At 66.6% G+C, this 21,747-nt stretch carries 22 protein-coding genes; 17 read left to right on the plus strand and 5 right to left on the minus strand.

Annotated elements, in window-relative coordinates; all coding sequences use genetic code 11:
- Positions 1-90 precede the first annotated feature (90 nt).
- Positions 91-873 carry an IclR family transcriptional regulator gene (locus tag RBB46_RS05995; protein WP_306027993.1) on the plus strand — a complete coding sequence of 261 codons (783 nt, stop codon included), beginning with the start codon at positions 91-93 and terminating at the stop codon, positions 871-873.
- Between the two features lie 25 nt (positions 874-898).
- On the opposite strand, the gene RBB46_RS06000 is transcribed toward RBB46_RS05995, so the two are convergent.
- Positions 899-1,678 (minus strand): amidohydrolase, encoded by a 780-nt coding sequence (locus RBB46_RS06000; protein WP_306027994.1) that lies wholly within the window; start codon positions 1,676-1,678, stop codon positions 899-901.
- 86 nt (positions 1,679-1,764) lie between these two features.
- Here RBB46_RS06000 and RBB46_RS06005 point away from each other — a divergent pair, with 86 nt between their 5' ends.
- The 4 genes from RBB46_RS06005 to RBB46_RS06020 are packed head-to-tail and all read left to right on the plus strand — an operon-like array spanning position 1,765 to position 5,415.
- A complete protein-coding gene (locus tag RBB46_RS06005) occupies positions 1,765-2,496 on the plus strand; it encodes a GntR family transcriptional regulator (protein ID WP_306027995.1) in 732 nt (243 codons plus the stop codon).
- 27 nt (positions 2,497-2,523) lie between these two features.
- Positions 2,524-3,480 carry a tripartite tricarboxylate transporter substrate binding protein gene (locus RBB46_RS06010; protein WP_306027996.1) on the plus strand — a complete coding sequence of 319 codons (957 nt, stop codon included), beginning with the start codon at positions 2,524-2,526 and terminating at the stop codon, positions 3,478-3,480.
- A gap of 19 nt (positions 3,481-3,499) precedes the next feature.
- Positions 3,500-3,931 (plus strand): tripartite tricarboxylate transporter TctB family protein, encoded by a 432-nt coding sequence (locus RBB46_RS06015; protein WP_306027997.1) that lies wholly within the window; start codon positions 3,500-3,502, stop codon positions 3,929-3,931.
- Positions 3,931-5,415 carry a tripartite tricarboxylate transporter permease gene (locus RBB46_RS06020; protein WP_306027998.1) on the plus strand — a complete coding sequence of 495 codons (1,485 nt, stop codon included), beginning with the start codon at positions 3,931-3,933 and terminating at the stop codon, positions 5,413-5,415. Before RBB46_RS06015 ends, RBB46_RS06020 begins: the two co-directional genes overlap by 1 nt.
- Positions 5,416-5,454: 39 nt before the next feature.
- Here the strand turns inward: RBB46_RS06020 and RBB46_RS06025 are convergent, their stop codons facing one another.
- Positions 5,455-6,783: a four-carbon acid sugar kinase family protein gene (locus RBB46_RS06025; protein ID WP_306027999.1), complete on the minus strand. Its 1,329-nt coding sequence runs from the start codon at positions 6,781-6,783 to the stop codon at positions 5,455-5,457.
- Positions 6,783-8,036 (minus strand): ribulose-bisphosphate carboxylase large subunit family protein, encoded by a 1,254-nt coding sequence (locus tag RBB46_RS06030; RefSeq protein WP_306028221.1) that lies wholly within the window; start codon positions 8,034-8,036, stop codon positions 6,783-6,785. The genes RBB46_RS06025 and RBB46_RS06030 overlap by 1 nt, the downstream gene beginning before the upstream one ends.
- 155 nt (positions 8,037-8,191) lie before the next feature.
- Between RBB46_RS06030 and RBB46_RS06035 the strand changes: the two genes are divergently transcribed.
- From RBB46_RS06035 to RBB46_RS06045, 3 genes are all read left to right on the plus strand, one after another.
- The gene (locus tag RBB46_RS06035; protein ID WP_306028000.1) at positions 8,192-9,016 is read left to right on the plus strand and encodes a phosphogluconate dehydrogenase C-terminal domain-containing protein; all 825 of its coding nucleotides are present in this window, start codon (positions 8,192-8,194) and stop codon (positions 9,014-9,016) included.
- Between the two features lie 88 nt (positions 9,017-9,104).
- Positions 9,105-9,833, plus strand: a complete 729-nt coding sequence (locus tag RBB46_RS06040; protein WP_306028001.1) for a transcriptional regulator NanR — start codon at positions 9,105-9,107, stop codon at positions 9,831-9,833.
- Positions 9,834-9,951: 118 nt separating this feature from the next.
- On the plus strand, positions 9,952-11,409 hold the full coding sequence (locus tag RBB46_RS06045; protein ID WP_306028002.1) for an aldehyde dehydrogenase family protein: 1,458 nt from the start codon (positions 9,952-9,954) through the stop codon (positions 11,407-11,409).
- Between the two features lie 66 nt (positions 11,410-11,475).
- Here RBB46_RS06045 and RBB46_RS06050 read toward each other — a convergent pair whose 3' ends face one another.
- Positions 11,476-12,246 carry a FadR/GntR family transcriptional regulator gene (locus tag RBB46_RS06050; protein ID WP_306028003.1) on the minus strand — a complete coding sequence of 257 codons (771 nt, stop codon included), beginning with the start codon at positions 12,244-12,246 and terminating at the stop codon, positions 11,476-11,478.
- 218 nt (positions 12,247-12,464) lie between these two features.
- Here RBB46_RS06050 and RBB46_RS06055 point away from each other — a divergent pair, with 218 nt between their 5' ends.
- The 9 genes from RBB46_RS06055 to RBB46_RS06095 all read left to right on the plus strand — a co-directional run bounded on the left by RBB46_RS06055 (position 12,465) and on the right by RBB46_RS06095 (position 20,824).
- Entirely contained in the window at positions 12,465-13,445 is a 981-nt protein-coding gene (locus RBB46_RS06055) for a TRAP transporter substrate-binding protein (protein WP_306028004.1), read from the plus strand.
- 63 nt (positions 13,446-13,508) lie between these two features.
- Positions 13,509-14,027 carry a TRAP transporter small permease gene (locus RBB46_RS06060; protein ID WP_306028005.1) on the plus strand — a complete coding sequence of 173 codons (519 nt, stop codon included), beginning with the start codon at positions 13,509-13,511 and terminating at the stop codon, positions 14,025-14,027.
- Entirely contained in the window at positions 14,024-15,301 is a 1,278-nt protein-coding gene (locus RBB46_RS06065; protein WP_306028006.1) for a TRAP transporter large permease, read from the plus strand. The genes RBB46_RS06060 and RBB46_RS06065 overlap by 4 nt, the downstream gene beginning before the upstream one ends.
- A 31-nt stretch (positions 15,302-15,332) precedes the next feature.
- Positions 15,333-16,082 (plus strand): glucose 1-dehydrogenase, encoded by a 750-nt coding sequence (locus RBB46_RS06070; RefSeq protein ID WP_306028007.1) that lies wholly within the window; start codon positions 15,333-15,335, stop codon positions 16,080-16,082.
- 102 nt (positions 16,083-16,184) lie between these two features.
- Positions 16,185-17,168, plus strand: coding sequence for a D-erythronate dehydrogenase (gene denD, locus RBB46_RS06075; RefSeq protein ID WP_306028008.1), 984 nt, complete (start codon positions 16,185-16,187; stop codon positions 17,166-17,168).
- On the plus strand, positions 17,165-18,100 hold the full coding sequence (gene ltnD, locus RBB46_RS06080) for an L-threonate dehydrogenase (protein ID WP_306028009.1): 936 nt from the start codon (positions 17,165-17,167) through the stop codon (positions 18,098-18,100). Before denD ends, ltnD begins: the two co-directional genes overlap by 4 nt.
- A gap of 2 nt (positions 18,101-18,102) precedes the next feature.
- Complete coding sequence (gene otnK / locus RBB46_RS06085) at positions 18,103-19,371, plus strand: 3-oxo-tetronate kinase (protein ID WP_306028010.1); 1,269 nt, start codon at positions 18,103-18,105, stop codon at positions 19,369-19,371.
- Positions 19,368-20,018: an aldolase gene (locus RBB46_RS06090; RefSeq protein ID WP_306028011.1), complete on the plus strand. Its 651-nt coding sequence runs from the start codon at positions 19,368-19,370 to the stop codon at positions 20,016-20,018. The genes otnK and RBB46_RS06090 overlap by 4 nt, the downstream gene beginning before the upstream one ends.
- Positions 20,019-20,023: 5 nt before the next feature.
- The gene (locus tag RBB46_RS06095; RefSeq protein ID WP_306028012.1) at positions 20,024-20,824 is read left to right on the plus strand and encodes a hydroxypyruvate isomerase family protein; all 801 of its coding nucleotides are present in this window, start codon (positions 20,024-20,026) and stop codon (positions 20,822-20,824) included.
- 25 nt (positions 20,825-20,849) lie between these two features.
- Here the strand turns inward: RBB46_RS06095 and RBB46_RS06100 are convergent, their stop codons facing one another.
- The gene (locus RBB46_RS06100) at positions 20,850-21,740 is read right to left on the minus strand and encodes a MurR/RpiR family transcriptional regulator (protein ID WP_306028013.1); all 891 of its coding nucleotides are present in this window, start codon (positions 21,738-21,740) and stop codon (positions 20,850-20,852) included.
- Between the last annotated feature and the right edge of the window lie 7 nt (positions 21,741-21,747).

The following is a 21,747-nucleotide window of genomic DNA, read 5'->3' on the forward strand; positions in this document are numbered from 1 at the left end:
GAAGCGCTTTTGCGCGTGTCAAGAATCCAGAATGCCCGTTCGATGGCGCCCTTGCGCAAATCTTCGGCGGAACCGACAGGGAGAGCTCGGGTGGGGAAGGACAAGCAGGACACGTTGTTCGTCGGGTCCCTGGAGAAGGGCATGCGCGTTCTCAATGCGTTCGGCGAGCGCTACACCGTTCTGGGGCTTACCGAAATTGCGGAGTTGACCGGCCTCGACAAGAGCGCTGCCCAGCGGCTGACGAACACGCTCCACAAGATCGGCTACCTGCACAAGGATCCGGATTCGCGCCGCTACAGTCCTTCGGTGAAATTGCTTGAACTCGGCAATGCCTATCAGTGGGCGGACCCTCTGGTTCAGCTGGCCATGCCCAAGATGATCGAACTCGGCAAGCAGCTCGGAGAGCGCGTTAATGTCGCCCGGCTTGCCGGGACCGAGATCGTCTATGTGATCCGCATTCCCACGCAGCTGACGGCATTCGGCGCGATGATCGCGGGTCGGCGCTTGTCCGCTCTCACCACCTCGAGCGGCCGGGCCATGATCGCCCGGCTTGGCGAGGCCGAGCGCAAGGAGGCGATCGCGACCTGGCCGATCACCGCGCTGACGCCGAAGACCACGCTCGATCGGGCGAAGATCGCCGAGGAAATCGAGAAGGCGGTTGCTTGCGGCTACGGCCTGACCCAGAGCGAGAACATCATGAACGAAATCGGCATCGCGGCGCCGATCACGACCGCTGACGGGCGCCCGGTGGCAACGGTCCAATGCTCGATCTCGAGCCTGAAATGGTCGCTGGAAAGAGTGCGCGAGGAAATCGCGCCGCACCTGATCGAAGTGGCGAACTCCATCCATCTTCCGGCACAGGGCAAGGCCTGACATCGCGCCGCTGGCCGCTCGGCCGTCAGGCCGGTTCGATGCCGTAGAGGTTGCGCGCCGCGAGCGTGTCGGAGAATTCTGGCCATGTGCCGCGTTCGGCCACGGTCCGGTCGTAGTCGATGCGGTCTTCATGCTGGGTATGCGGCCAGTCGCTGCCCCAAACCACATGATCGGCGGGCAGCACGTCAAGCAGGGCCTTGGCGTGAGGCGCGATCTCGACGAGACTGCGATAGGCGCCTGAAAACTTGACATAGAGCCGATCGACTGCGGTCGCGGCAGAGCGCGTGCGCAGCCAGGAAGGCGGGGCGGGCTCCTGCTTGTCCGGCAGGCCGAAGTGGTCGACCACGACCGTCAGTCCGCGATCGAGCAGCGGGGCGACGACCAGGGGCAGCCTGGGGCTTTCCAGCTGGATCTCGACATGCAGCCCGCGCCTGCGCAGATGCTCCAGATGCCGGTCGACAATTGTCGCCCCGAAGTCGGGAAGGGCCGCGCCTCGTACGAGGTTCCAGCGAATGCCGCGCACGCCCAGGGCGGCGAGCCGGTCCAATTCCGCCTCCGATACGTCGAAGGGCACGACGGCAACGCCGGCGAACCGGCGCCTGTCCAGTTTCGAAAGCGCGGCACACAGCTCGGCATTGTCGAAACCCAGAAAGCTGACCTGGACAAGCACCCCGCCCTCAATGCCGTGGCGGGCCCCGTGCGCCAGCCAGTCCGAAAGCGGCGCCGTACCGGCGGGAGCGTAACGCGCGCCACTGGCCGCGGTCAGCGTCTCATAGACATGGGCATGGCAGTCGAATCGGATCATGTGATGTCCTCGTGATAATTCATATATATGACTGGTTGACTGAATGGGTCAATATCGCTAATGAAGAATGCAGGGAGGATGAAACGATGACTGCCAGAATTCCGAGCGCGGACGAGCGGCTGCCGGCCTATGCAAGGCTGCGCGACGCGCTTGCCTCGCGCATTGCCAGCGGAGAGTGGGGTGGCAGTGATCCCATCCCGTCCGAGGCGCGGCTGGCGCACGAATACGGCATTTCTGTCGGCACGGTACGCAAGGCGGTCGACGGGTTGGTGGCGGAAGGCCTGCTTGAACGGCGCCAGGGATCGGGCACTTATCTGCGCCGGCCTTCCTTCGACGCGACGCTCTTTCGCTTCTTCCAGGTCCGAGGTGCCGACGGGGCGCCGGCCTCCATCCCGACCAGCGAGTTGATCCTGCGCGCCCGCACCGAGGCGCCGAAGGAAGCGGCGCTGGCGTTGGGCACGAGCGATGTCATCGGCATCATTCGTCTGCGCAGCCTGTCGGACCAGCCGGTTCTTTTCGAGGAACTTTATATCCGCGCCGACCGCTTTTCCGGCTTCGAAAGCCTGCCGGACAGCGTCTTCGGACCGTTGCTTTATCCGCTCTATTTCGAGCGCTTCGGCGTGCTGGTGAAGCGAGCGACCGATGACCTTTCCTTCGGGCGTGCCGACGTGCAGGTCGCCGCCCGCCTGAAGCTGAAACCCGGCGACCCGCTGGCGATCATCAAGCGCACTGCCTTCGACGTCGACGGCACGCCGGTCGAGTGGCGTGTCGCCCGTGGCAGTGCCGCGCAATTCCACTACCGCAGCGAAATCGGCTGACGAAAAACTGCCCAGGGAGAGAAGCAGATGAAAATCACGAAGATCATTGTCGCAACCGCCATGCTTGCAGGCGTCGCCATGCCGGCGCTGGCCGACTACCCCGAACGTCCCATCGAGCTGACCATCCCGGCCGGCGCGGGCGGGGGAACCGACACCAGTGCCCGCAAGCTGGCGCTGCTGCTGGAGGAAAAGCTCGGCACCTCCATCGCCGTCCTGAATGTCGGCGGCGGCGGCGGGTCGGTCGGCGCCTCGCAGTTCATGCAGGTCAGGCCCGACGGTTATTCGTTGTTCGCCACGTGGAACAGCCCGCTGACCACAGTTCCCCAAGTGCAGGACGTCGCCTATGGGCTGGACAGTTTCACCCCGATCGCCTCGACCTCCGAGACGGCCTACACGCTCTGCGTCCACCCGGACTTCCCGGCGGCAACGGGCGAGGAGTTTCTGGCCGAACTGGCGGCCAATCCCGACAAGTACACCTACGGCAATGACGGCATCGGCGGCACCATGCAGCTGGCGGCCGAGCGCATCTTCCAGGCGCGCGGCATCAAGGCCATTGCGATTCCATTCGGCGGCGCCGGTGAGACCTTGCAGAACTTCCTCGGCAAGCATGTCGATATCTATGGCGGTTCGATTTCTCCGGTCCTGCCATATGTCGAGGCGAAGGAGGCAAAATGCCTTCTGGTAACGTCTGCCGCCGCCGTGCCGGCGCTGCCGCAGGCCGCGGGGCTGGAAAGCCTCGGCCTGGGAGACAAGGAAACCCTCCTGTGGCGCGCCATCCTCGGCCCGAAGGGGCTCGACCAGGCGATTGTCGACAAGCTGGCCGACGTGATCGAGGAAGCCGTCAACGATCCTTCCTATGTGGAGTTCCTCGCCTCCAAGGGAGAGGTGCCCAATGTTGTGAAGGGATCGGATCTGGGTGCGCGCCTCCAGGCTGAATTCGATGCGCTCGCCATCGTCTCCAGGAATCTGGGCCTGGGCAAATAGGATGGAGCGGGGTCAGGACATGGCCCTTGGCCTGCTGTTTGCCGTCCTTGGGCTGGGAGCCGCCTGGCAGGCGGCTTCCTACTCCGGCGCCGGGGGGCACTACCCCATGGTATTGGGGCTGTTCCTGACCCTGTGCGGCTCCCTCGTCATCTTGCGGGCGGCACGCGCACCGGTGGGCGCCGCCCGTCGCCTCGTCGATGCGCCGGCAAACATGGCGAGGGCACTTGCGGCGAGTATCGCCTATGTCGGCCTCATCGTGCCGCTCGGCTTCTACACGGCATCCGCCCTGCTTATGCTGTGTCTGCCGCTTCTGCTCGGCTTCCGGCGACCGCTTTACACGCTGGTCGTCGGCGCGAGCTTCATTGTCCTTGTCTGGCTGGTCTTCTCGGTGGTGCTTGAAAAACCGCTGCCTGCGGAGCTGTGGTCGGCGTCGCGGTTTGGGGGAGACTGATGGATTTCTTCACCAACGCGGTGCTGGCCGTGATGACTGCCGGTCCGCTCGCGGCAATGCTTGGCTCGACCCTGCTCGGCGTGTTGATCGGCGCCCTGCCCGGGCTCAATCCGGTCATGGCCATCGCGCTGCTGCTGCCGCTCACCTACTCCATGGATCCACTGGTGGCGTTGGCGATGGTCGCCGGCATCTACAACGGGTCGATGTATGGCGGCGCGATTCCGGCGATCCTGCTGCGCATTCCCGGCACGCCCGCCTCCATCGCGACCACGTTCGACGGCTTTCCCATGGCCGACAGGGGCGAGGCGTCCAAGGCGCTGAAGATCGCCTGCTGGTCGTCGGCCATAGGTGGCATCGCGAGTGCCCTGGCGCTTATGACCATCGGTCCCGTACTGGCGCGCGTCACCCTGTTCTTCGGCCCGGCCGAGTATTTCTGGATCGCGATGTTCGGCATGGCCTCCGTCGGCGTCATGGTCGGCAGCGATCCGGTCAAGGGTGTCATGGCGGCCGCTCTCGGTCTCCTGATAGGCACCATGGGCATCGATTCGCTGTCCGGCCAGGCCCGTTTCACCTTCGGCCAGACCTGGCTGCTTGGCGGACTGGACCTGATTGTTGTTCTGGTCGGGCTCTACGCCTTGCCGCCGGTGCTGCAGCTTGCCGAGAAATGCGACCTGAAGGGTCTGTCGGCATCCGAGCTGAAGCTTGCCGGCGTTCCGTTTGCCCCGGGTGAGATCAGGCGGCTTGTCCCGACCTGGCTTCGCTCGTCGCTGGTCGGAATTGCCGTCGGCATCCTGCCGGGGGCGGGCGGCAACATCGCCGCGTTCCTCAGCTACAACGCCGCGAAGAACGCTTCGGACGATCCGGACAGTTTCGGCAAGGGCAACCCGCAAGGAGTCGCCGCCGCCGAATGCGGAAACAATGCGGACAACGCCGCCTCCATGATACCGGCGCTGACGCTGGGCATCCCGGGCAATGTCGTGGCCGCTCTGGTCTTGAGTGCGCTGATGATCCACGGGCTGCAGCCCGGGCCGCAGCTCTTCCATCAGAACCCGGTGCTGGTTGGCGGCTTCATGATCGAGATGCTGCTGACGTCGGTGTTGATCTTCCTGGTCGGCGGCGCGGCGGCAACCCGCGTCTTCGCCCAGATCCAGCGGCTTCCCGGCGTGCTTCTGGTGCCCGCGATCCTGGTCCTGATGTGCGTCGGCGTCTATGTCATCAACGGCCGGCCGGTCGATCTGTGGGTGATGCTGGCGGCGGGAACGGCCGGTTACTTCCTCGAAAAGCTCAATGTGCCGCTGGCGCCGATCATTCTCGGGATGATCCTCGGCCCGATGGCCGAGCAAAGCGTTCGCCGCGCCCTTCTGCTCAGCCGCGGAGATCCCCTGGAGCTCCTGACACGCCCGATCTCGGCGACCCTCGCCATCGCGACGCTCGGCATGATCCTCTGGCCGCTGGTCAAGGCGTTCCGGCGACGGCGCGGCTGAAGCCCGTCGCGACTGGCCGCACGATGTTCACAAGGCGGTTCAGTCGCCCGTCAGCCTGCCGTCTCGCAGGCGCGGAAAATAGTCGTCCTTGCCGATCTGCCCGCCTTTCAGGATGAGCTCGACAGGTGCGGCGTCCGGCGCCGTGCCATGACCAAGGCAGACCGGTGAGCCGGGGCTGTCCGGGATCGGGTGGCGCAGTGTCAGGGCCTGGATGTCGAGCGCGGCGAGCGCGTGGCTCGACGTGTCTCCGCCGGCGATCGCGATGCGCCCGAGCCGGTGGCGCGACATCAGTTCCCCGAGCATTGCGCCGAGCGCATGCCCCGCCGCGTCGTCATTGCCGGTCCCGCCCGGGTCTCCTTCGCCGGGCATCCGCTCGGGCGGGCCGAGCGCGGTATGGATGATGGGGCTCAGTCCGGCCTCAAGCACATGCGATGCCTCCTCTACAGCCGTGTCGCAGGCGGCTTCGCGACCCTGACCCGTGACCAGCGCGGCATGATCGACGGGGATGCTGCGAAACCCGTTGGCGCAGGCGGTCTCGATCTGCCTTGCGGTGGTGGGAGAGCAACTCCCCGAGACGACGGCCATGCGCCCGCACGGGGTGAGCGGATCGAAGGTCCGCCGGCCGACATCCAGTCCCTCTGCGCGCCATGCCTCGACAAGCGCGTATTCAACACCCGAAGAGCCGAAAACCAGTGGGCCGCTTTCCGGTTGCCGGCGTGTCAGCGCGGCGCCCGCGCGGCGCTGGCTGGCCTCGTCGTGGACATCGATCAGCACGATGTGCGCTTCCTCGCCTTCCTTCGGCGAAAGGACCGGGCCGACCGGGCTGTCGAGACGCGAGGACAAACCCGTCTGCGCGGCGAGGTGAACCAGCAGGTCGGCTTCCAGCATCGGCGTTGCTGGATGGCATGACATGACCGGATGGCGGTCGATGCGATGGACCTCGTCGCGGTAGCCGGCGAAAAGCTGGCCGAGGAATGTGTAGCGGCGCAGCTGGGGGGCGCCGACGACGAGGGGAACCTGCGCTTGTGCGAACGTCCGCAGTCCGATCTCGATCGCCCGGCCGATGGATCCGCGTTGCGGCGCGCTGTCGAAGGTTGAGCAGACCTTGTAGTGGCAAACGCGGGCGCCGAGCGACTTCAGCCAGGCGAATGCGGCGGGCAGTTCTCTGTCCATCCAGTCCGGCGAGCGGCTGCGGCTGGTGCCGGCAAGGCCGACGGCCCGGCAGTGGGCGAAGCGCGCCAGCAGTTCCGCGTCGGGCAGGCGGGTGAAAAGAACCGTCTCGATGCCGTGCGAGGACAGGGCTTCCATGACGTCCGTCGAGCCGGTGAAATCGTCGCCATAGTAGGAGAGGAGCGGTGCGGCCGGCATCAGCGCTTGTCCTTGAAAAGGGCGAGCGCCGCGGCGAGTTCCGGATGGCTCCTGGCATGCTCGTCGATGGCGATGCCGGCCATGGCGGCCTCGGCCGCCTGTCGCAGGCTGGCGACGCCGCCCGCAACGCCGAGCGGATGGCCCATGATGCCGCCGCCGGCGCAATAGAGAAAATCGGGGGTCCCGAGGGTCCGGTAGGTCGGCTCCACCTGCGCGGCCGTCTGGCCGGAGGAAAAGACGGGGAGGCAGGAAAACGGGGCCTGCGGTCCGAACAGTGGCGCGCCCACGGAACGGGCCGAGGCCATGACCGAGGCATCGCTTTCGGAGAACTTGTTGGCCAGCCCGTTCACATGCAGGTGGTCGGCGCCCGCAATGCGCCAGAACTTCTGCCAGGCCTCATAGGAGATGCCGATGTCGGGGGAGCGGGAGAACAGTCCCCAGCCATTGCGATGGCAATGCAGCGGCAGGCTGGCGTGCCGCCGGATCGCGCCCAGTCCCGCAAGGCCGACCGAATGCAGGCTCACCATGACGCATGTACCGCCCGCGGCGACGACATGATCGGCGCGGCGTTTCATCTCGTCGATCTCGCCGGTGATGTTGAAGGCGACCATGGCCTTGCGTCCGGTGCGCTGGGCATGGCCGTTGACCACGCGCATCACCGCATCGACCCTGGCCTCGAACGGGCAGTTGGGTCCGTCGGCCTGCAACTCGTCATCCTTGATGAAGTCGATGCCGTCTGCCACCAGTTCGTCGACGACCGCGGCCGTCTCGTTCGGCGACAGTCCGACGCTCGGCTTGATGATGGTGCCGATCATCGGCCGGTCATGGACGCCGGCGAGGCGCCGTGTGCCCGCGACGCCGAAGGCCGGGCCGGCATAGGCGCGGGCGAAGCTTTCGGGAAAGGTCACGTCCAGCAGCCGGAGGGCGGAAACCTCCGCCAGTTCGAAGAGGTTTCCGGCAACGGTGGCGAGCGCGTTGGTCAGCGAGGTTCCGAAATTGTCGACCGGCCAGGACAGCAGCAGCTCGCCGCGCCGGAAGACGGAGCCGGGGATGCGGCAGGGTAGGGAAGGCGCCGGCGAACTGCCGGTCTCCACGATCTCCTCGACCCGTGCGCCGGCGCGTTCGCGCAAGGTATCGGTCTCTCCGGGAAGACGCATGAACGTCCCGCAGGACTGCTCGCCGGCGATTGTCTCGGCCACCTGGGCAAGCGGCACGGGACTTTCGACATCGTAGCGGGCGTAAAGGCGTTCCATCGGGGTCTCGCTTTGCAGGCGGGTGTCGGTCATCCGCAGGCGCATCCTTGCGCGCGGCGGCGGATGCTTCCAGTGCGGATAGTGTTATCATCTCATCATACCAGTTGACAACATGACGGTGGACCGGTTTGATCGCCCCGAACAGGAGAGCGACAATGAAGATTGCACTGCTTGGAGCCGGTGGGAAAATGGGCGTCCGCCTTGCCACCAACCTGAAGGGGTCCCCCTACGAGGTTGCGCATGTGGAGATTGGCGAGGTCGGCCGCGCGCGCCTGCACGCGGCGCTCGGGGTGGAGTGTGTGGAGACCGACGAGGCGCTTGCCGGCGCGGGCGCCGTGATCCTTGCCGTGCCCGACACGGCGATCCAGGTGGTCGCGGCCTCGGTGGTGCCGAAGCTTGCTCCCGGCACCATCGTCATGGCGCTCGACGCGGCCGCGCCCTTTGCCGGTCATTTCCCCGAGCGCGCGGATGTCACCTATTTCGTTTCCCATCCCTGCCACCCGCCGATCTTCAACGACGAGACCGAGCTTGCCGGCCGCCGCGACCATTTCGGCGGCGTCGCGGCGCGGCAGTCCATCGTCAGCGCCCTGATGCAGGGGCCGGAAGAGCATTTCGGGATCGGCGAGGCGATTGCCCGCACGATCTACGGACCGATCCTGCGCTCGCACCGCGTCACGGTCGAGCAGATGGCCCTGCTTGAGCCCGGCCTGTCGGAAACGGTCTGCGCGACCCTGCTCGTCGTCATGAAGGACGCGATGGACGAGGTCGTGCGCCGCGGCGTCGATCCGGTCGCCGCCCGGGATTTCCTGCTCGGCCATCTCAACATTCTGGGCGCGGTGGTGATGGGCGAGATCGACGGGGCCTTCTCGGATGCCTGCAACAAGGCGATCGTCAACGGCAAACCCCGTTTGATGCGCGACGACTGGCTCGGCGTGTTCGAGCCGCAGGAGATCGCCGAAAGCATCCGGGCCATCACCTGAGGCGCCGGGTTCCGCATGCCGCGTGGATATGGCAGGGGCTTGATGCCGTTGCTATAGGTGGTGCGGGATCCGGGCAAAGGAAGGCGCCATGCGCAAGCTGAACACAATCGACGGCGAGGGAGACAGGATCGTCCGGCGCAAGCTCTCGGAGCAGGTCCTGGAGCGGTTGCTCGACATGATCACGCGCCGCGAGATCGCACCTGGCGAACTGATGCCTTCCGAACGGGACCTGATGGATCGTTTCGGCGTTGGCCGCCCGGCGGTGCGCGAGGCGCTGCAGTCTCTCGACACGATGGGCTTGATCAGCATTTCCCATGGCGAGCGGGCCCGCGTCAGCGCGCTCACGGCCGATACGGTGATCCGCCAGATTGACGGCGTTGCCCAGTTGCTGCTTTCCGCCTCGCCAGACAACCTGGAGCACCTGAAACAGGCGCGGCGGTTCTTCGAGACGGGCATGGTGCGGCTCGCCGCCGCCAATGCGACGTCCGGCGACATCGCGGAACTGCGCGCTCTGGTCGACCGTCAGCGCGAAAGCCTGGGCGACGCCGACGCGTTCATCGCCGCCGACATCGCCTTCCATCGGCGCATCGCCGCGCTTTCGGGAAATCCGATCTTTGCCGCCATCAGCGGCGCGATGCTGAACTGGCTGTTCAACTATCACGCGGAGATGCTGCTGTGGTCGGGCGCCGAGCACAAGACGCTGGCCGAACACGCCACCATCGTCGACCGGCTTGCGACGGGCGATGGCTTGGGGGCGGCGGCCGCGATGGAGGACCATCTGGACCGGACCGACACGCTCTATCGGCACAGGGACTGATACGCGGCGCGCAAAACTTGTAAACAGAATTGACTCATTCAGGCGCGTCGCACATTCTCTCGCCATATGGCGGTGCCTGTCGGCATCGCCCCAGGCTCCCCATACGAGAGTATCCGCCATGCTTGACAGGACTTCCGTCACCGCCTTCGGTCATGTGATCGACGGCCAGGTCACCGATCGCGCCACGACGGAGGGGATCGATGTTCTCGATCCTTCCACCGGTCGCGTCTTCGCCCGTCTGCCGCGCGGCCGCGCGGCCGATGTCGACAGGGCTGTCGCCGCCGCGCGTGCGGCCTTCGAGGGGGCCTGGGGCGCCATGTCGGCGCTGGAGCGCGGCCGCATCCTGATGCGCCTGTCGGCCCTGATCCTCGAACATGCGGCCGAACTTGCCGAACTTGAGTGCCTCGACACCGGCAAGCCGATGACCCAGGCGCGCAACGACATCGCCGCCACGGCCCGCTATTTCGAATATTACGGCTCCGCCGCCGACAAGCATCACGGCGAGACGATCCCTTACACCAAGGGCATGACGGTGATGGCGCTGCGGGTGCCCCATGGTGTCACCGGCCACATCATCCCGTGGAACTACCCAGCTCAGATCTTCGGCCGCTCGGTCGGCGGCGCACTGGCGGCCGGGAATGCCTGCGTGGTCAAGCCGGCGGAGGATGCCTGCCTGACACCGCTGCGGATGGCCGAACTGGCGCTTGAGGCAGGCCTTCCCGCCGGTGCGCTCAACGTCGTCTGCGGCTTCGGCATGGAGGCGGGCGCCGCGCTCGCCGGGCACACGGGCATCAACCACATCTCCTTCACCGGCTCGCCGCAGACCGGCACGGCCGTGGCGCAGGCGGCCGCCGGCAACCATGTTCCCGTGACGCTGGAGCTCGGCGGAAAATCGCCGCAGATCCTCTTTGCCGATGCCGATCTGGACGAGGCGCTGCCGGTCGTCGTCAATGCCATCGTCCAGAATGCCGGCCAGACCTGTGCTGCTGGCAGCCGCGTCCTGATCGAGCGATCGATCTATGGCGAGGTGATGAAACGCCTTGCCGAACGCTTCGCCGCGCTGAAGGTCGGCCCGGGCATCGACGATCCGGACTGCGGTCCCATCGTCAGCGCCCGCCAGCTGCGCCGGGTCACCGAGCTGGTCGATGCGGCTCTTGCCGATGGTGCGAAGGTGGTGGCGCGCGCCCGGATGGATGCGGCCGCCCCCGAAGGCGGTTTCTACTACCCGCCAATGCTGCTCGACGGCGCCGCGCCGGAGAGCAGGCTGGCGCAGGACGAGATCTTCGGTCCCGTCCTTGCCGCTTTCCCGTTCGAGGACGAGGCCGAGGCGGTCCGTCTTGCCAATGCAACGCCTTACGGACTGACGGCGTCGGTCTGGACACGGGACGGCGGCCGGCAGATGCGCTGCGCGAACGCGATCGAGGCCGGTCAGGTCTTCATCAACAATTACGGCGCGGGCGGGGGGATCGAACTGCCCTTCGGCGGCATGAAGCGCTCTGGCTACGGGCGCGAAAAGGCCTTCGAGGGCATGGTCAGCTTCACCACCATCAAGACGGTTGTGCTGAAGCACGGCTGACGGTGCCGGACGACCTGGGGGGCGGCCGTCAGGGCCGTCTTCCCCGGGGGCGGCAAGGCCCGGGTGTCAGAAGTCCGGCTGGCTGGTCAGCATGCGCGTGCGGGCATGCTCGATATGGTTGCGCATCGCCCGTTTTGCCTTGTTGGCGGCGCCGGCCTCGATGTGGCGGAAGATCTCTTCATGCTCCGCCTGCACCGCCTCGGCCCGCACGAGCGGCTGGAACTTCACCAGGAAGCGCATCAGGGTCACCGAGCGGGTGACGTCGTATTCCAGCGATTTCAGGGTGCTGACGATGCGCGGGTTGCAGGTGGCGATCGCCACCGCCTCATGAAACGCATAGTCGTGATAGTGCATGATGGCGTTCTTGTGCAGCGCCTCGGAGAACCGGTCGAGAGCTCCGCGCAGGCGCTCGATATCGGCCGGCCCGCGCCGCCTGGCGGCGAGATAGGCGGCTTCCGGCTCGATCAGCAGCCGCAGTTCGATGCCGTTGAGCAGGTCGCCGATGCGTTGCAGCGCCTCGCGGTCGCTGTCTCCCGCGACATCCGCTCCCTGGGCGCCCATGGCGTTCTGGACGAAGTTTCCCGACCCGCGCACGGAGGTGATCAGCCCGTCCTCGCGCAGTTTGTCGAGCGCCTCGCGCAGCACCGGGCGTGATACGTCGAACTCGCCCGCGAGCGTGTTTTCCGACGGCAGCTTGGTGCCGGCGGTGATCATCCCCGTCACGATCGCATGAAACAGGTTCTCGTAGACCCGGTCGGCGAGCCGCTCGGCCTTGCTCTGCTGGAGGTCGGCGAAGGCGAAGTCCGTCGACCGCGGTGATGGCGCGATCTTGTCCATGCCTCGTTTTATTGGCGAAAGCTCTCGCTGGGTCAATATCGCCACCTGCCTTGCGGTTCGCCGGGGTGCCGCCGCGCCTGTCCGGGCGAGCGGTCATCGGGAGGATTATATTATAATCATCATACCAGTTAGGTAGAAGTTGTAAAACGTATTGACTGGATGGCCGTTCGCATACACACTCCGCGGCCGGTGCAGGAGACACCAGGGAGGATATCGCTATGTTTCGTTTCCGCAGTTTTGCAGCCGTCTCGGCCGTCGCCGCCTCGTTCGCGCTCGGTGGCGCCGCCTCGGCCCAGACCGTTTTGAACTTCGCGCATTCCACTGCGCAGAACTCCCACTACAGCATGGGCGTGCAGGCCTTCGCCAAGACGCTCTCCGAGCTCAGCAATGGCAAGTTCGAGATCCGCGAGCAGGCCGCCGGCGCGCTTGGCGGCGAGCGTGACGTGATCGAGGGACTGCAGATCGGCTCCGTCGAGCTCACCATTTCCTCGACCGGTCCGCTCGGCAACTTCGTCCCCGAGGCTCTGGTTCTCGACCTGCCGTTCCTGTTCAAGGACTATGACGCGGCCCGCTCGATCCTTGATGGCGAGATCGGCCAGGAGCTTCTCGCCAAGGTCAGCGAGAACAATCTCGTCGCCCTTGCGTGGTCCGAGAACGGCTTCCGCCATGTCACCAACTCCAGGGGGCCGATCAACACGCCCGCCGATCTCGAGGGCCTGAAGATCCGCACGATGGAAAACCAGGTGCACATGGAAGCCTTCCGCGCGGCCGGCGCCTCGCCGACGCCGATGGCGTTCCCGGAGGTCTTCGCGGCCCTCCAGCAGCACGTGATCGACGGCCAGGAAAACCCCATCCCGGTCATCACCGCGTCGAAGTTCTGGGAAGTGCAGGACAACCTGACGCTGACCGGCCATGTCTACTCGCCGGCGATCATCCTTGCCGCGCCGAGCCTCTGGGATGGTCTCTCCGACGAGGAGAAGGGCTGGTTCCGTGAGGCCGCCACCGCCGCCGTCGCTGCCACCCGCGCCAAGGTCGAGGCGGACGAGGCCAATGGTGTCGCGCTCCTGCGCGAGAACGGCATGAAGGTGATCGAGAAGGTCGACCAGGCCGCGTTTCAGAAGGCGGTCAGCCCGGCCTACGAGACGTTTGTCTCCAAGTATGGCGACGAGATGCTGAAGCGCATTCAGGCCGCCCAGTAACGAGGCCGCCTCACGGCATCCCCGGGGTGGCCGCGTGCGGCCGCCCCGGCAGGAGTTCGATCAATGCAGTGGTTCCTTGCCCTCGAGCGCCGGGTCACCCGTGTCGCTCTCGAATTGTCCATTGTCGCGCTGGCGGCGATCGTCGTCCTCACCTTCTACCAGGTCGTGACCCGTTTCGTTTTCGGGCATCCCAGCGCCTGGTCCGAGGTCGCCGCCCGGTCGGTGATGATGTGGATGGTGTTCATGGGGCTCGCGGCCGCCTTCCGGCAAGGCGCGATGATCGCCGTCGACTTCCTGATCGATGTCGGGCCGAAACCGCTGCGGCGTGTCCTTCTGGTCGTCATCGCCATTGCCTCGCTCGCCTTCCTCGCCCTGCTCGTCTGGTACGGCACCGCCATGGCCATGCGCGTGCAGCGGCAGAACCTTGCAGGCCTCGAGATCAGCATCGCCTGGGTCTACGCGGCCCTGCCCGTGGGCGCGGCCTTCGCCGTTCCCGGCGTGATCGCGCGGTTGTTCGCCAGTCTTGCCGAGGAGGCGAATGCCCGGCCCGGCGAGATCAAGGATGTGGAGGGCCAGGTATGAACGCGGCCCTTGCCTTTTCGCTCCTGATCCTGTTTGCGGCGGCGATCCCGATCGGCGTTTCGCTGGTGCTCGCCAGTGCCTTCGGCATCAGCATGTTTTCCACCGTCCCGCTGTTGCTTGCCGTGCAGCGCATTTTCGCGAGCATCGATTCCTTTCCCCTGCTTGCCGTTCCGCTCTTCATCCTGTCCGGCAACCTGATGGCGGCGGCCGGCATCTCCGAGCGCCTGGTGGAACTCGCCAAGTCGCTCGTCGGCGGCATCCAGGGCGGGCTTGCCTGCACCTGCGTCGTCACCTGCATGATCTTTGCTTCGGTCTCCGGTTCCTCGGTCGCGACCACATTCGCCATCGGCGTCATCCTCATTCCGGCGATGGTCCGCCACGGCTATCCCGTCGGCACGGCGGCGGCGATCCAGGCCTCCTCGGCCGAGCTCGGCGTGCTCATTCCGCCCTCGATCCCGCTGATCCTCTATGGTGTGGCGACGGAGACCTCCATCGGGCAGCTGTTCCTCGCCGGCATCGGGCCGGGCATCCTGGTTGCCGCGGCGCTCTTCCTCTACCTGCTCATCCTGTGCCGGGTGAAGGGCTACGGAACCATGGACGGCGATGAGCGCAAGCCGTTTGTCGAAGCGCTGGTCCATTCCTTCTGGGCGCTGCTCATGCCGGTTGTCGTGCTTGGCGGCATCTATGGCGGCGTCTTCACCCCCACCGAGGCCTCGTCCATCGCCGTGGTCTACGCGCTGTTTGTCGGCGTGTTCGTCTACCGCTCGCTGACGCTGGAGAAAATCTACGCCTCGCTGCGCACCTCGGCGGTCTCCAGCACGGTGATCATGATCATCATCGCCGGCGCCGGGCTGTTCTCGTTCCTCGTGACCCGTTCCGGCCTGCCGGCGATCATCGCGGAATGGGTGCAGCAGGTCTTCACCGACAAGTACAGCTTCCTGATCGCGGTGAATGTCTTCCTGTTCATCGTCGGCATGTTCGTCGAGACATCGGCCGCGATTCTGGTTCTGGCGCCGCTGCTCGCCCCGATCGCCATCGCCTATGGCGTCGATCCGGTGCATTTCGGCCTGATCATCGTCGTCAACCTGGCGCTTGGCATGTTCACGCCGCCGGTCGGGGTCAATCTCTTCGCCGCCTGCGCGGTGGCGAAGATATCCATCCAGAAGATCATCCCGGCTCTGGTTCCGATGGTCCTGGTGGTGATGGGCTGCGTGCTTCTGGTCACCTATGTGCCGTTCATCTCGCTCGGTCTGGTCGAGCTTTTCTACAGGTAGCGGCCCCGCCGCTCCGGTTCTGGAGACACACATGAAACTGAAGGACAAGGTCGCCATCGTCACGGGCGCGGGCGGGGGCTATGGCGAGGGCATCGCCCGCTACTTCGCCGAGGAGGGGGCCAGGGTCGTTGTTGCCGACATTCGCGGCGATGCGGCGCAAAAGGTTGCCGGCGACATCGGCGCTGCCGCCGTGGCCTGCACGGCCGACGTCACCAGCGGCGAGTCCACCAAGGCGATGGTGCAGACCGCGCTCGACGCCTTCGGCAGGCTCGACATCCTCGTCAACAATGCCGGCACCACCCACAAGAACCAGTCGATGCTGACCGTCGACGAGGCGACCTTCGACAAGGTCTATGCGGTCAACGTCAAATCCCTCTATCACGCGGCCGTCCACGGTGTGCCGGCACTGGAAAAGGCCGGCGGCGGTGTCATCATCAACATCGCCTCGACCGCCGGTGTCAGGCCGCGTCCGGGCCTGACCTGGTACAACGGGTCGAAAGGCGCGGCGATCGCCATCACCCGCTCCATGGCGGTGGAGCTGGCGGATCGCGGGATCCGTGTCTGCGGCATCAACCCGGTGATGGGCGAAACCGGTCTTACCGACCAGTTCCTGCCCGGCGACGACACGCCGGAGACGCGGGCGAAGGTCATTGCGGGTATTCCGCTCGGACGCCTGTCGCGCCCGCTCGACATTGCCAAGGCCTGCGGTTTCCTGGCCTCCGACGAGGCGGAGTTCATCACCGGCGTGCTGCTTGAGGTCGACGGCGGGCGCTGCATCTGACGACCTGCCCGCAAGGGTTGACGCGGCTGCGTCGTCGCCTGCGACATCCGGCCGTGGCTCGATCGCAAGACAGACAGGGCCGGCGTGCCCGGGAGTTCGAGAATGACGACATGCCTGATCATTGGCGGAGCCGGCATGCTGGGCCAGGGCCTGGCGCGGTCGCTGGCGAAGGGCGGCAGGCTCAAGGGCGCGCCGCTTTCCCGCCTCGCGCTGTACGACGTGGTGCCGGCCGCCCCGCCGCAGGGCGGGGCCCCCGCCGAGATCTCGACCGGTGACCTGGGTGCGCCCGGCGAGGCCGAGCGGCTGGTCGCCGCGCGCCCCGACGTCATCTATCACCTGGCGGCGATCGTCTCCGGCGAGGCCGAGCGGGACTTCGACAAGGGTTACCGGATCAATCTGGACGGTACCCGGCTGTTGTTCGAGGCGATCCGGGCCGAGCACCAGCGCTCCGGCTATTGCCCGCGTGTCGTGTTCACCTCCTCTCTGGCCGTTTTCGGCACCCCGCTTCCCGAGGTCATCGGCGACGACCATGTGGTCACGCCCCTGTCGAGCTACGGCACCCAGAAGGCCATCGGCGAACTGCTGCTTGCCGACTACTCGCGCCGCGGTTTCTTCGACGGCATCGGCCTGCGCCTGCCGACCATCGTCATCCGCCCGGGCAAGCCGAACGCCGCCGCCTCCAGCTTCTTCTCCTCCATCCTGCGCGAGCCGCTGGCGGGCAAGGAGGCGGTGCTGCCGGTCGGCACCGAGGTATGCCACTGGCTGGCGAGCCCGCGCGCGGCGGTGGGCTATCTCGTCCATGCCGGCGATATCGACACCGCCGCCATGGGCGGCCGTCGCAACATCACCCTGCCCGGCGTCTCGGTGACCGTCGGCGAGCAGATCGAGGCGCTGCGCAAGGTGGCGGGCGAGGAGGCGGTCGCCCTGATCCGCCACCAGCCCGATCCGGCGATCGAGGCGATCATCTCCACCTGGCCGAAGGCCTTCGACACGCGCCGCGCGCTCGATCTCGGCTTTGCCGGCGATGCCTCCATCGAGGCGATTATTACCGCCTATCTTGAGGATCAGGCGGAGGCCCGGGCATGACCGGCGCGCCGGTTGCCCTGATCGGCCTCGGTGCCATGGGCTTCGGCATGGGCGAGTCCCTGCTGCGCGCGGGTCTCGACGTCTGCGGCATCGACCGCGATCCAGACCGCATGGCGGCTTTCGCGGAAAAGGGCGGGCGCATCGCCACCGACGGGGCCGCGATCCGCGCAGCGCTTTCCAGCGCAAGTGCCGCGATCCTTGTCGTGGTCAACGCCGCCCAGACGGAAGAGGTCCTGTTCGGTCCGGAAGGTATTGCCGGGCAGCTCCCGGAAGGCGCGGTCGTGGTTTCCTGCGCCACTTTCGCGCCCGAGCACGCGATTGATTTCGAGGCGCGCCTCGCCGAGCGGGGATTGCTCTACCTCGATGCGCCGATTTCCGGCGGAGCGGCGAAGGCGGCGGCGGGCCGACTGTCGATCATGGCCTCCGGCACGGCGGATGCCTTCGCCGCTGCCCGGCCCGCGCTCGATGCGATGGCCGAGACGGTCTTCGAGCTCGGCGACCGCGCCGGTCCCGGCTCGGCCATGAAGATCGTCAACCAGCTGCTCGCCGGCGTGCATATTGCCGCGACGGCCGAGGCCCTGACCTTCGGCGTCGGCCAGGGGATCGAGGTCGCCCGCATGGTCGATGTTATCTCGCGCTGCGCCGGCACCTCCTGGATGTTTGAGAACCGCGGTCCCTTCATCGCGGCGGGAGACTACCGTCCGCATTCGGCGGTCGAGATTTTCGTCAAGGATCTTGGCATCGTCGCCGAGGCGGCGGAAAAGGGGGTCCTGTCCGTGCCCATGGCGCAGGCCGCGCTGGCCCGCTTCAACGCCGCGCGCGATGCGGGCCTGGGACGCGAGGGAGATGTTGCCGTCGCCAAGATCTATGCGCGCGAAGGCAGGCTCGCGCTGCCAGGCGTGCCGGAGAACGATGAGGGAAGCGGAGGCTGACCATGCTGCTTGGATGCATCGGCGACGATCTGACGGGTTCGTCGGACCTTGCCAACACCCTGGTCAAGGGCGGCATGACCGTCACGCAATATTGCGGCCTGCCGCAACGGCCGGCGGCTTCCGATGTCGAGGCGGGCGTTGTCGCGCTGAAGACCCGCAGTCTGCCGGCGGACGAGGCGGTCGCCCAGTCGCTGGCCGCGTTCGAGTGGCTGCGCGCGCAAGGATGCCGGCAGTTCCTCTTCAAGTACTGCTCGACCTTCGATTCCACTCCGGAAGGCAATATCGGTCCGGTCATCGATGCGTTGATGGACCGGTTGGAAACGGATCTGGCAATTGTCTGCCCCGTCTTCCCGGCCACCGGCCGGACCCTTTACCAGGGACATCTTTTCGTCGGGGATCGCCTGCTCAGTGAATCCGGCATGGAAGATCACCCGCTGACGCCGATGACCGATCCGGACATCCGCCGCTGGCTCGGCCATCAGACGCGGCGCCGGGTCGGCCATGTGGCGCATGCGACGGTTGCCGCCGGTGCCGAGGCGATCTCCGCCGCATTGGCGGCGGAAGCCGGCAAGGGCGCCGCGCCCCTGGTCGTCGACGCGATATCCGACAGCGATCTCGTCGCCATCGGAACGGCTGCGAGCGACCTTCCCCTGATCACCGGCGGATCCGGCATCGCGCTGGGGCTTCCCGGCAATTTTCGCCGTGCCGGCCTGCTGCGCGAGGGGGCAACCGCGTTCGAGGGGGTCGATGGTCCGGGCGCAATCCTGTCCGGCTCCTGTTCGCGCGCGACCCGTGCCCAGGTCGAGCATCATCGCCGCAATCACCCCTCGCTGGAACTGCGCGCCGATGACGTGATGGAAGGGCGGGTCGTGGCCGCCGATATCGTCGATTTCGTGCTGTCCGCTTCGGAAAATACGCCGATGGTCTATTCGACGGCGGATCCTGAAGAAGTCCGCCGCGCCCAGGGCGTCTATGGCGGCATGGTGCTGGCCGAGGCGATCGAGGAGTTCTTCGCCGAGCTTACCGGTGCCCTCGTGGCTGGCGGGATCCGGCGTCTGGTTTCCGCTGGCGGAGAGACCTCCGGCGCGGTCATTCGCGGCATCGGGTGCGAGGCCTTGCGCATCGGTCCGGAGATCGACCCGGGCGTTCCGGCCTTGCGTGTCGAGGGCGCCGAACTGGCGCTGGCGCTCAAGTCGGGCAATTTCGGCGCCTTCGATTTCTTCGAACGCGCAATGGCGGCGCTCGCCGACAAGGAAGTGTCGCCGGCATGAGCGAGGAAACGCGCCTGCGCGAACTCGTCTGCGATCTGTCACGCTCGATCTTCGATCGCGGCCTGACCGGCGGTGCCTCGGGCAATGTCTCGGTGCGGCTTCCCGATGGCGGCCTTTTGGTCAGTCCGACCGGGGTCTCGCTTGGCCGGCTGGATCCCGCCCGGCTGTCGCATTTCGATGCGAGCGGACAGCATATGGGCGGGGACAAGCCCACCAAGGAAATGCCGTTGCACGCGGCTTTCTACGAGACGCGCGGGGCGAAGGCCGGCGCCGTCGTCCATCTCCATTCGACCCATTCCGTGGCGCTCTCCATGCTGCCGGAGACCGACCCGGACAATGTGTTGCCGCCGCTGACGCCTTACTCGATCATGCGGCTGGGAAAGGTCAAGCTGCTGCCCTTCTTCCGCCCCGGCGATGCGGCGATGGGCGAGGCGATCCGCGGACTTGCCGGCCGGCGCAGCGCCGTGCTGCTCGCCAATCACGGCCCGGTCGTTGCGGCGAAGGATCTCGAGGCCGCCGTCTACGCGATGGAGGAGCTCGAGGAGACGGCGCGCCTGGCATTGCTGACGCGCGGGCTCAATCCGAAAATGCTCACGGATGCGCAGGTGCGCGGTATTGTCGATCACTTCGACGTGGAATGGGACTGACCGACATGACCGCCAGAACATCGCCATCCGCGCAATTGCTGCTCTCCGCCAATCTCGGGTTCCTCTGGACGGAGCTGCCGCTGCCGGATGCGGTGCGCGCCGCCGCCCGCGCCGGCTTCGATGCCGTCGAGCTGCACTGGCCGTATTCCGTTCCTGCCCCGGAGTTGCGCGCGGCGGTCGAGGAGACCGGCCTTCCCGTGCTCGGTCTCAACATGTCGCGCGGCGATCCTGACAAAGGCGAGTTCGGTCTTGCCGCGCTGCCGGGCCGCGAGGCGGATGCGCTCGCCGCCTTCGAGCAGGCGCTCGGCTATGCCCGCCGCATCGATGCCGGCAACATACATGTCATGGCCGGGCTTGCCGAAGGCGATGCGGCGCGCCGGACGTTCGTTGCCAACCTGCGCCGGTTCCGCGATCTTGCCGCTCCATACGGGGTGACGCTCTTGCTCGAACCGATCAACAGCCGCGACGTGCCCGGCTATTTCCTCAGCGATTGCGAGGCGGCGGCGGCGATCATTTCCGACTGCGGCGGTGACGGCATCCGCATCATGTATGACTGCTACCACATGCAGATCATGCGCGGGGACCTGCTCAGGCAGGCTGCCCGGATGATGGACCTGATCGGCCATATCCAGTTCGCCGCCGTGCCCGACCGGGCCGAGCCGGACCATGGCGAGGTCGATTATGGCTGGCTGCTGCCGGCCTTGCGCGATGCGGGCTATAGCGGCTGCTTCGGCGCTGAGTACAAGCCGCGCGCCACGACCGACGACGGGCTTGGATGGATCGGGCGCATCGCGCCGCGCGGCTGATCCGGCGTCAGCTTCAAACCTGACCCTAGAACAGGCGAACGTCCCGGGCCATGAGTTTCCACTGGTCGATGCGCTGTCGCCCGCCGTCGTCTTGCAGGCCGGCCACGCCGTCGACGACGAGATTGAGCGCGGAGACGATGCCGACGGTCGATTCCAGGAACAGCCCGCTGCGCGACGGCGCGTGCAGAACCGCATCGGCGACGTCCTTTGCCCAGTGGCAGTACTCGTCGGTGACGACCACGCAGCGCCGGCCCTGGTCCCGGGCAATCCGCGCCAGATCCTGAGATTCCCTTGCATAGGGGACGACATCGATCAGCAGGAGACAGGTGTCCTCGGGGCGGTCTCCGCCTTCCCCGGACGGTAGTAGCCATTCCGCCAGCATGCTGTCATGGGCTGAAAGATAGCGCACGTTCGGGCGGGCGATCGCCAGGCGGCGGGCGCAGTCCTCGGCGATGCCGCGCACCGACTGGAACCCGGTGACATAGACGCCTTGCGCCTCCGCCAGGCGCTTGGCCAATTCGCGGAACGCGTTGCTGCCGGCCTGCTGGAAGATGCTGTGCAACGCGTCGATTTCCGCGCCCAGAACCCGTTCCAGCCGGTCGTTCATGGCCGGAGCCTCGCCGCCCGCCATTGGCCGCGCACCGGCCGACAGCGAATACTGTTCGCGCATCATCGCCTTGAGCCCGCGCATGCCGTCGCAGCCGAGCCGGCGCAGCAGCCGCCCGACGGTCACTTCGCTGACACCGACCTTGGCGGCGAGCGTCCGGCCTGTTTCCAGCGCTAGTTTGTCGATGTTGAGCAGCATGAACTGCGCCAGGCGCGCCTCCTGCGTCGGCAGGCCTGGCAGGGCGGCATCTATCTTCTCCGCAAGTTCCGAGAAACTCACGGTCGGATAGGAGGCGAAACCTTCGCTCATGACGGCG

Origin of the sequence: Stappia sp. MMSF_3263 (assembly GCF_030733745.1) — a bacterium.
In the GTDB taxonomy this organism is placed as follows: Bacteria; Pseudomonadota; Alphaproteobacteria; order Rhizobiales; family Stappiaceae; genus Stappia.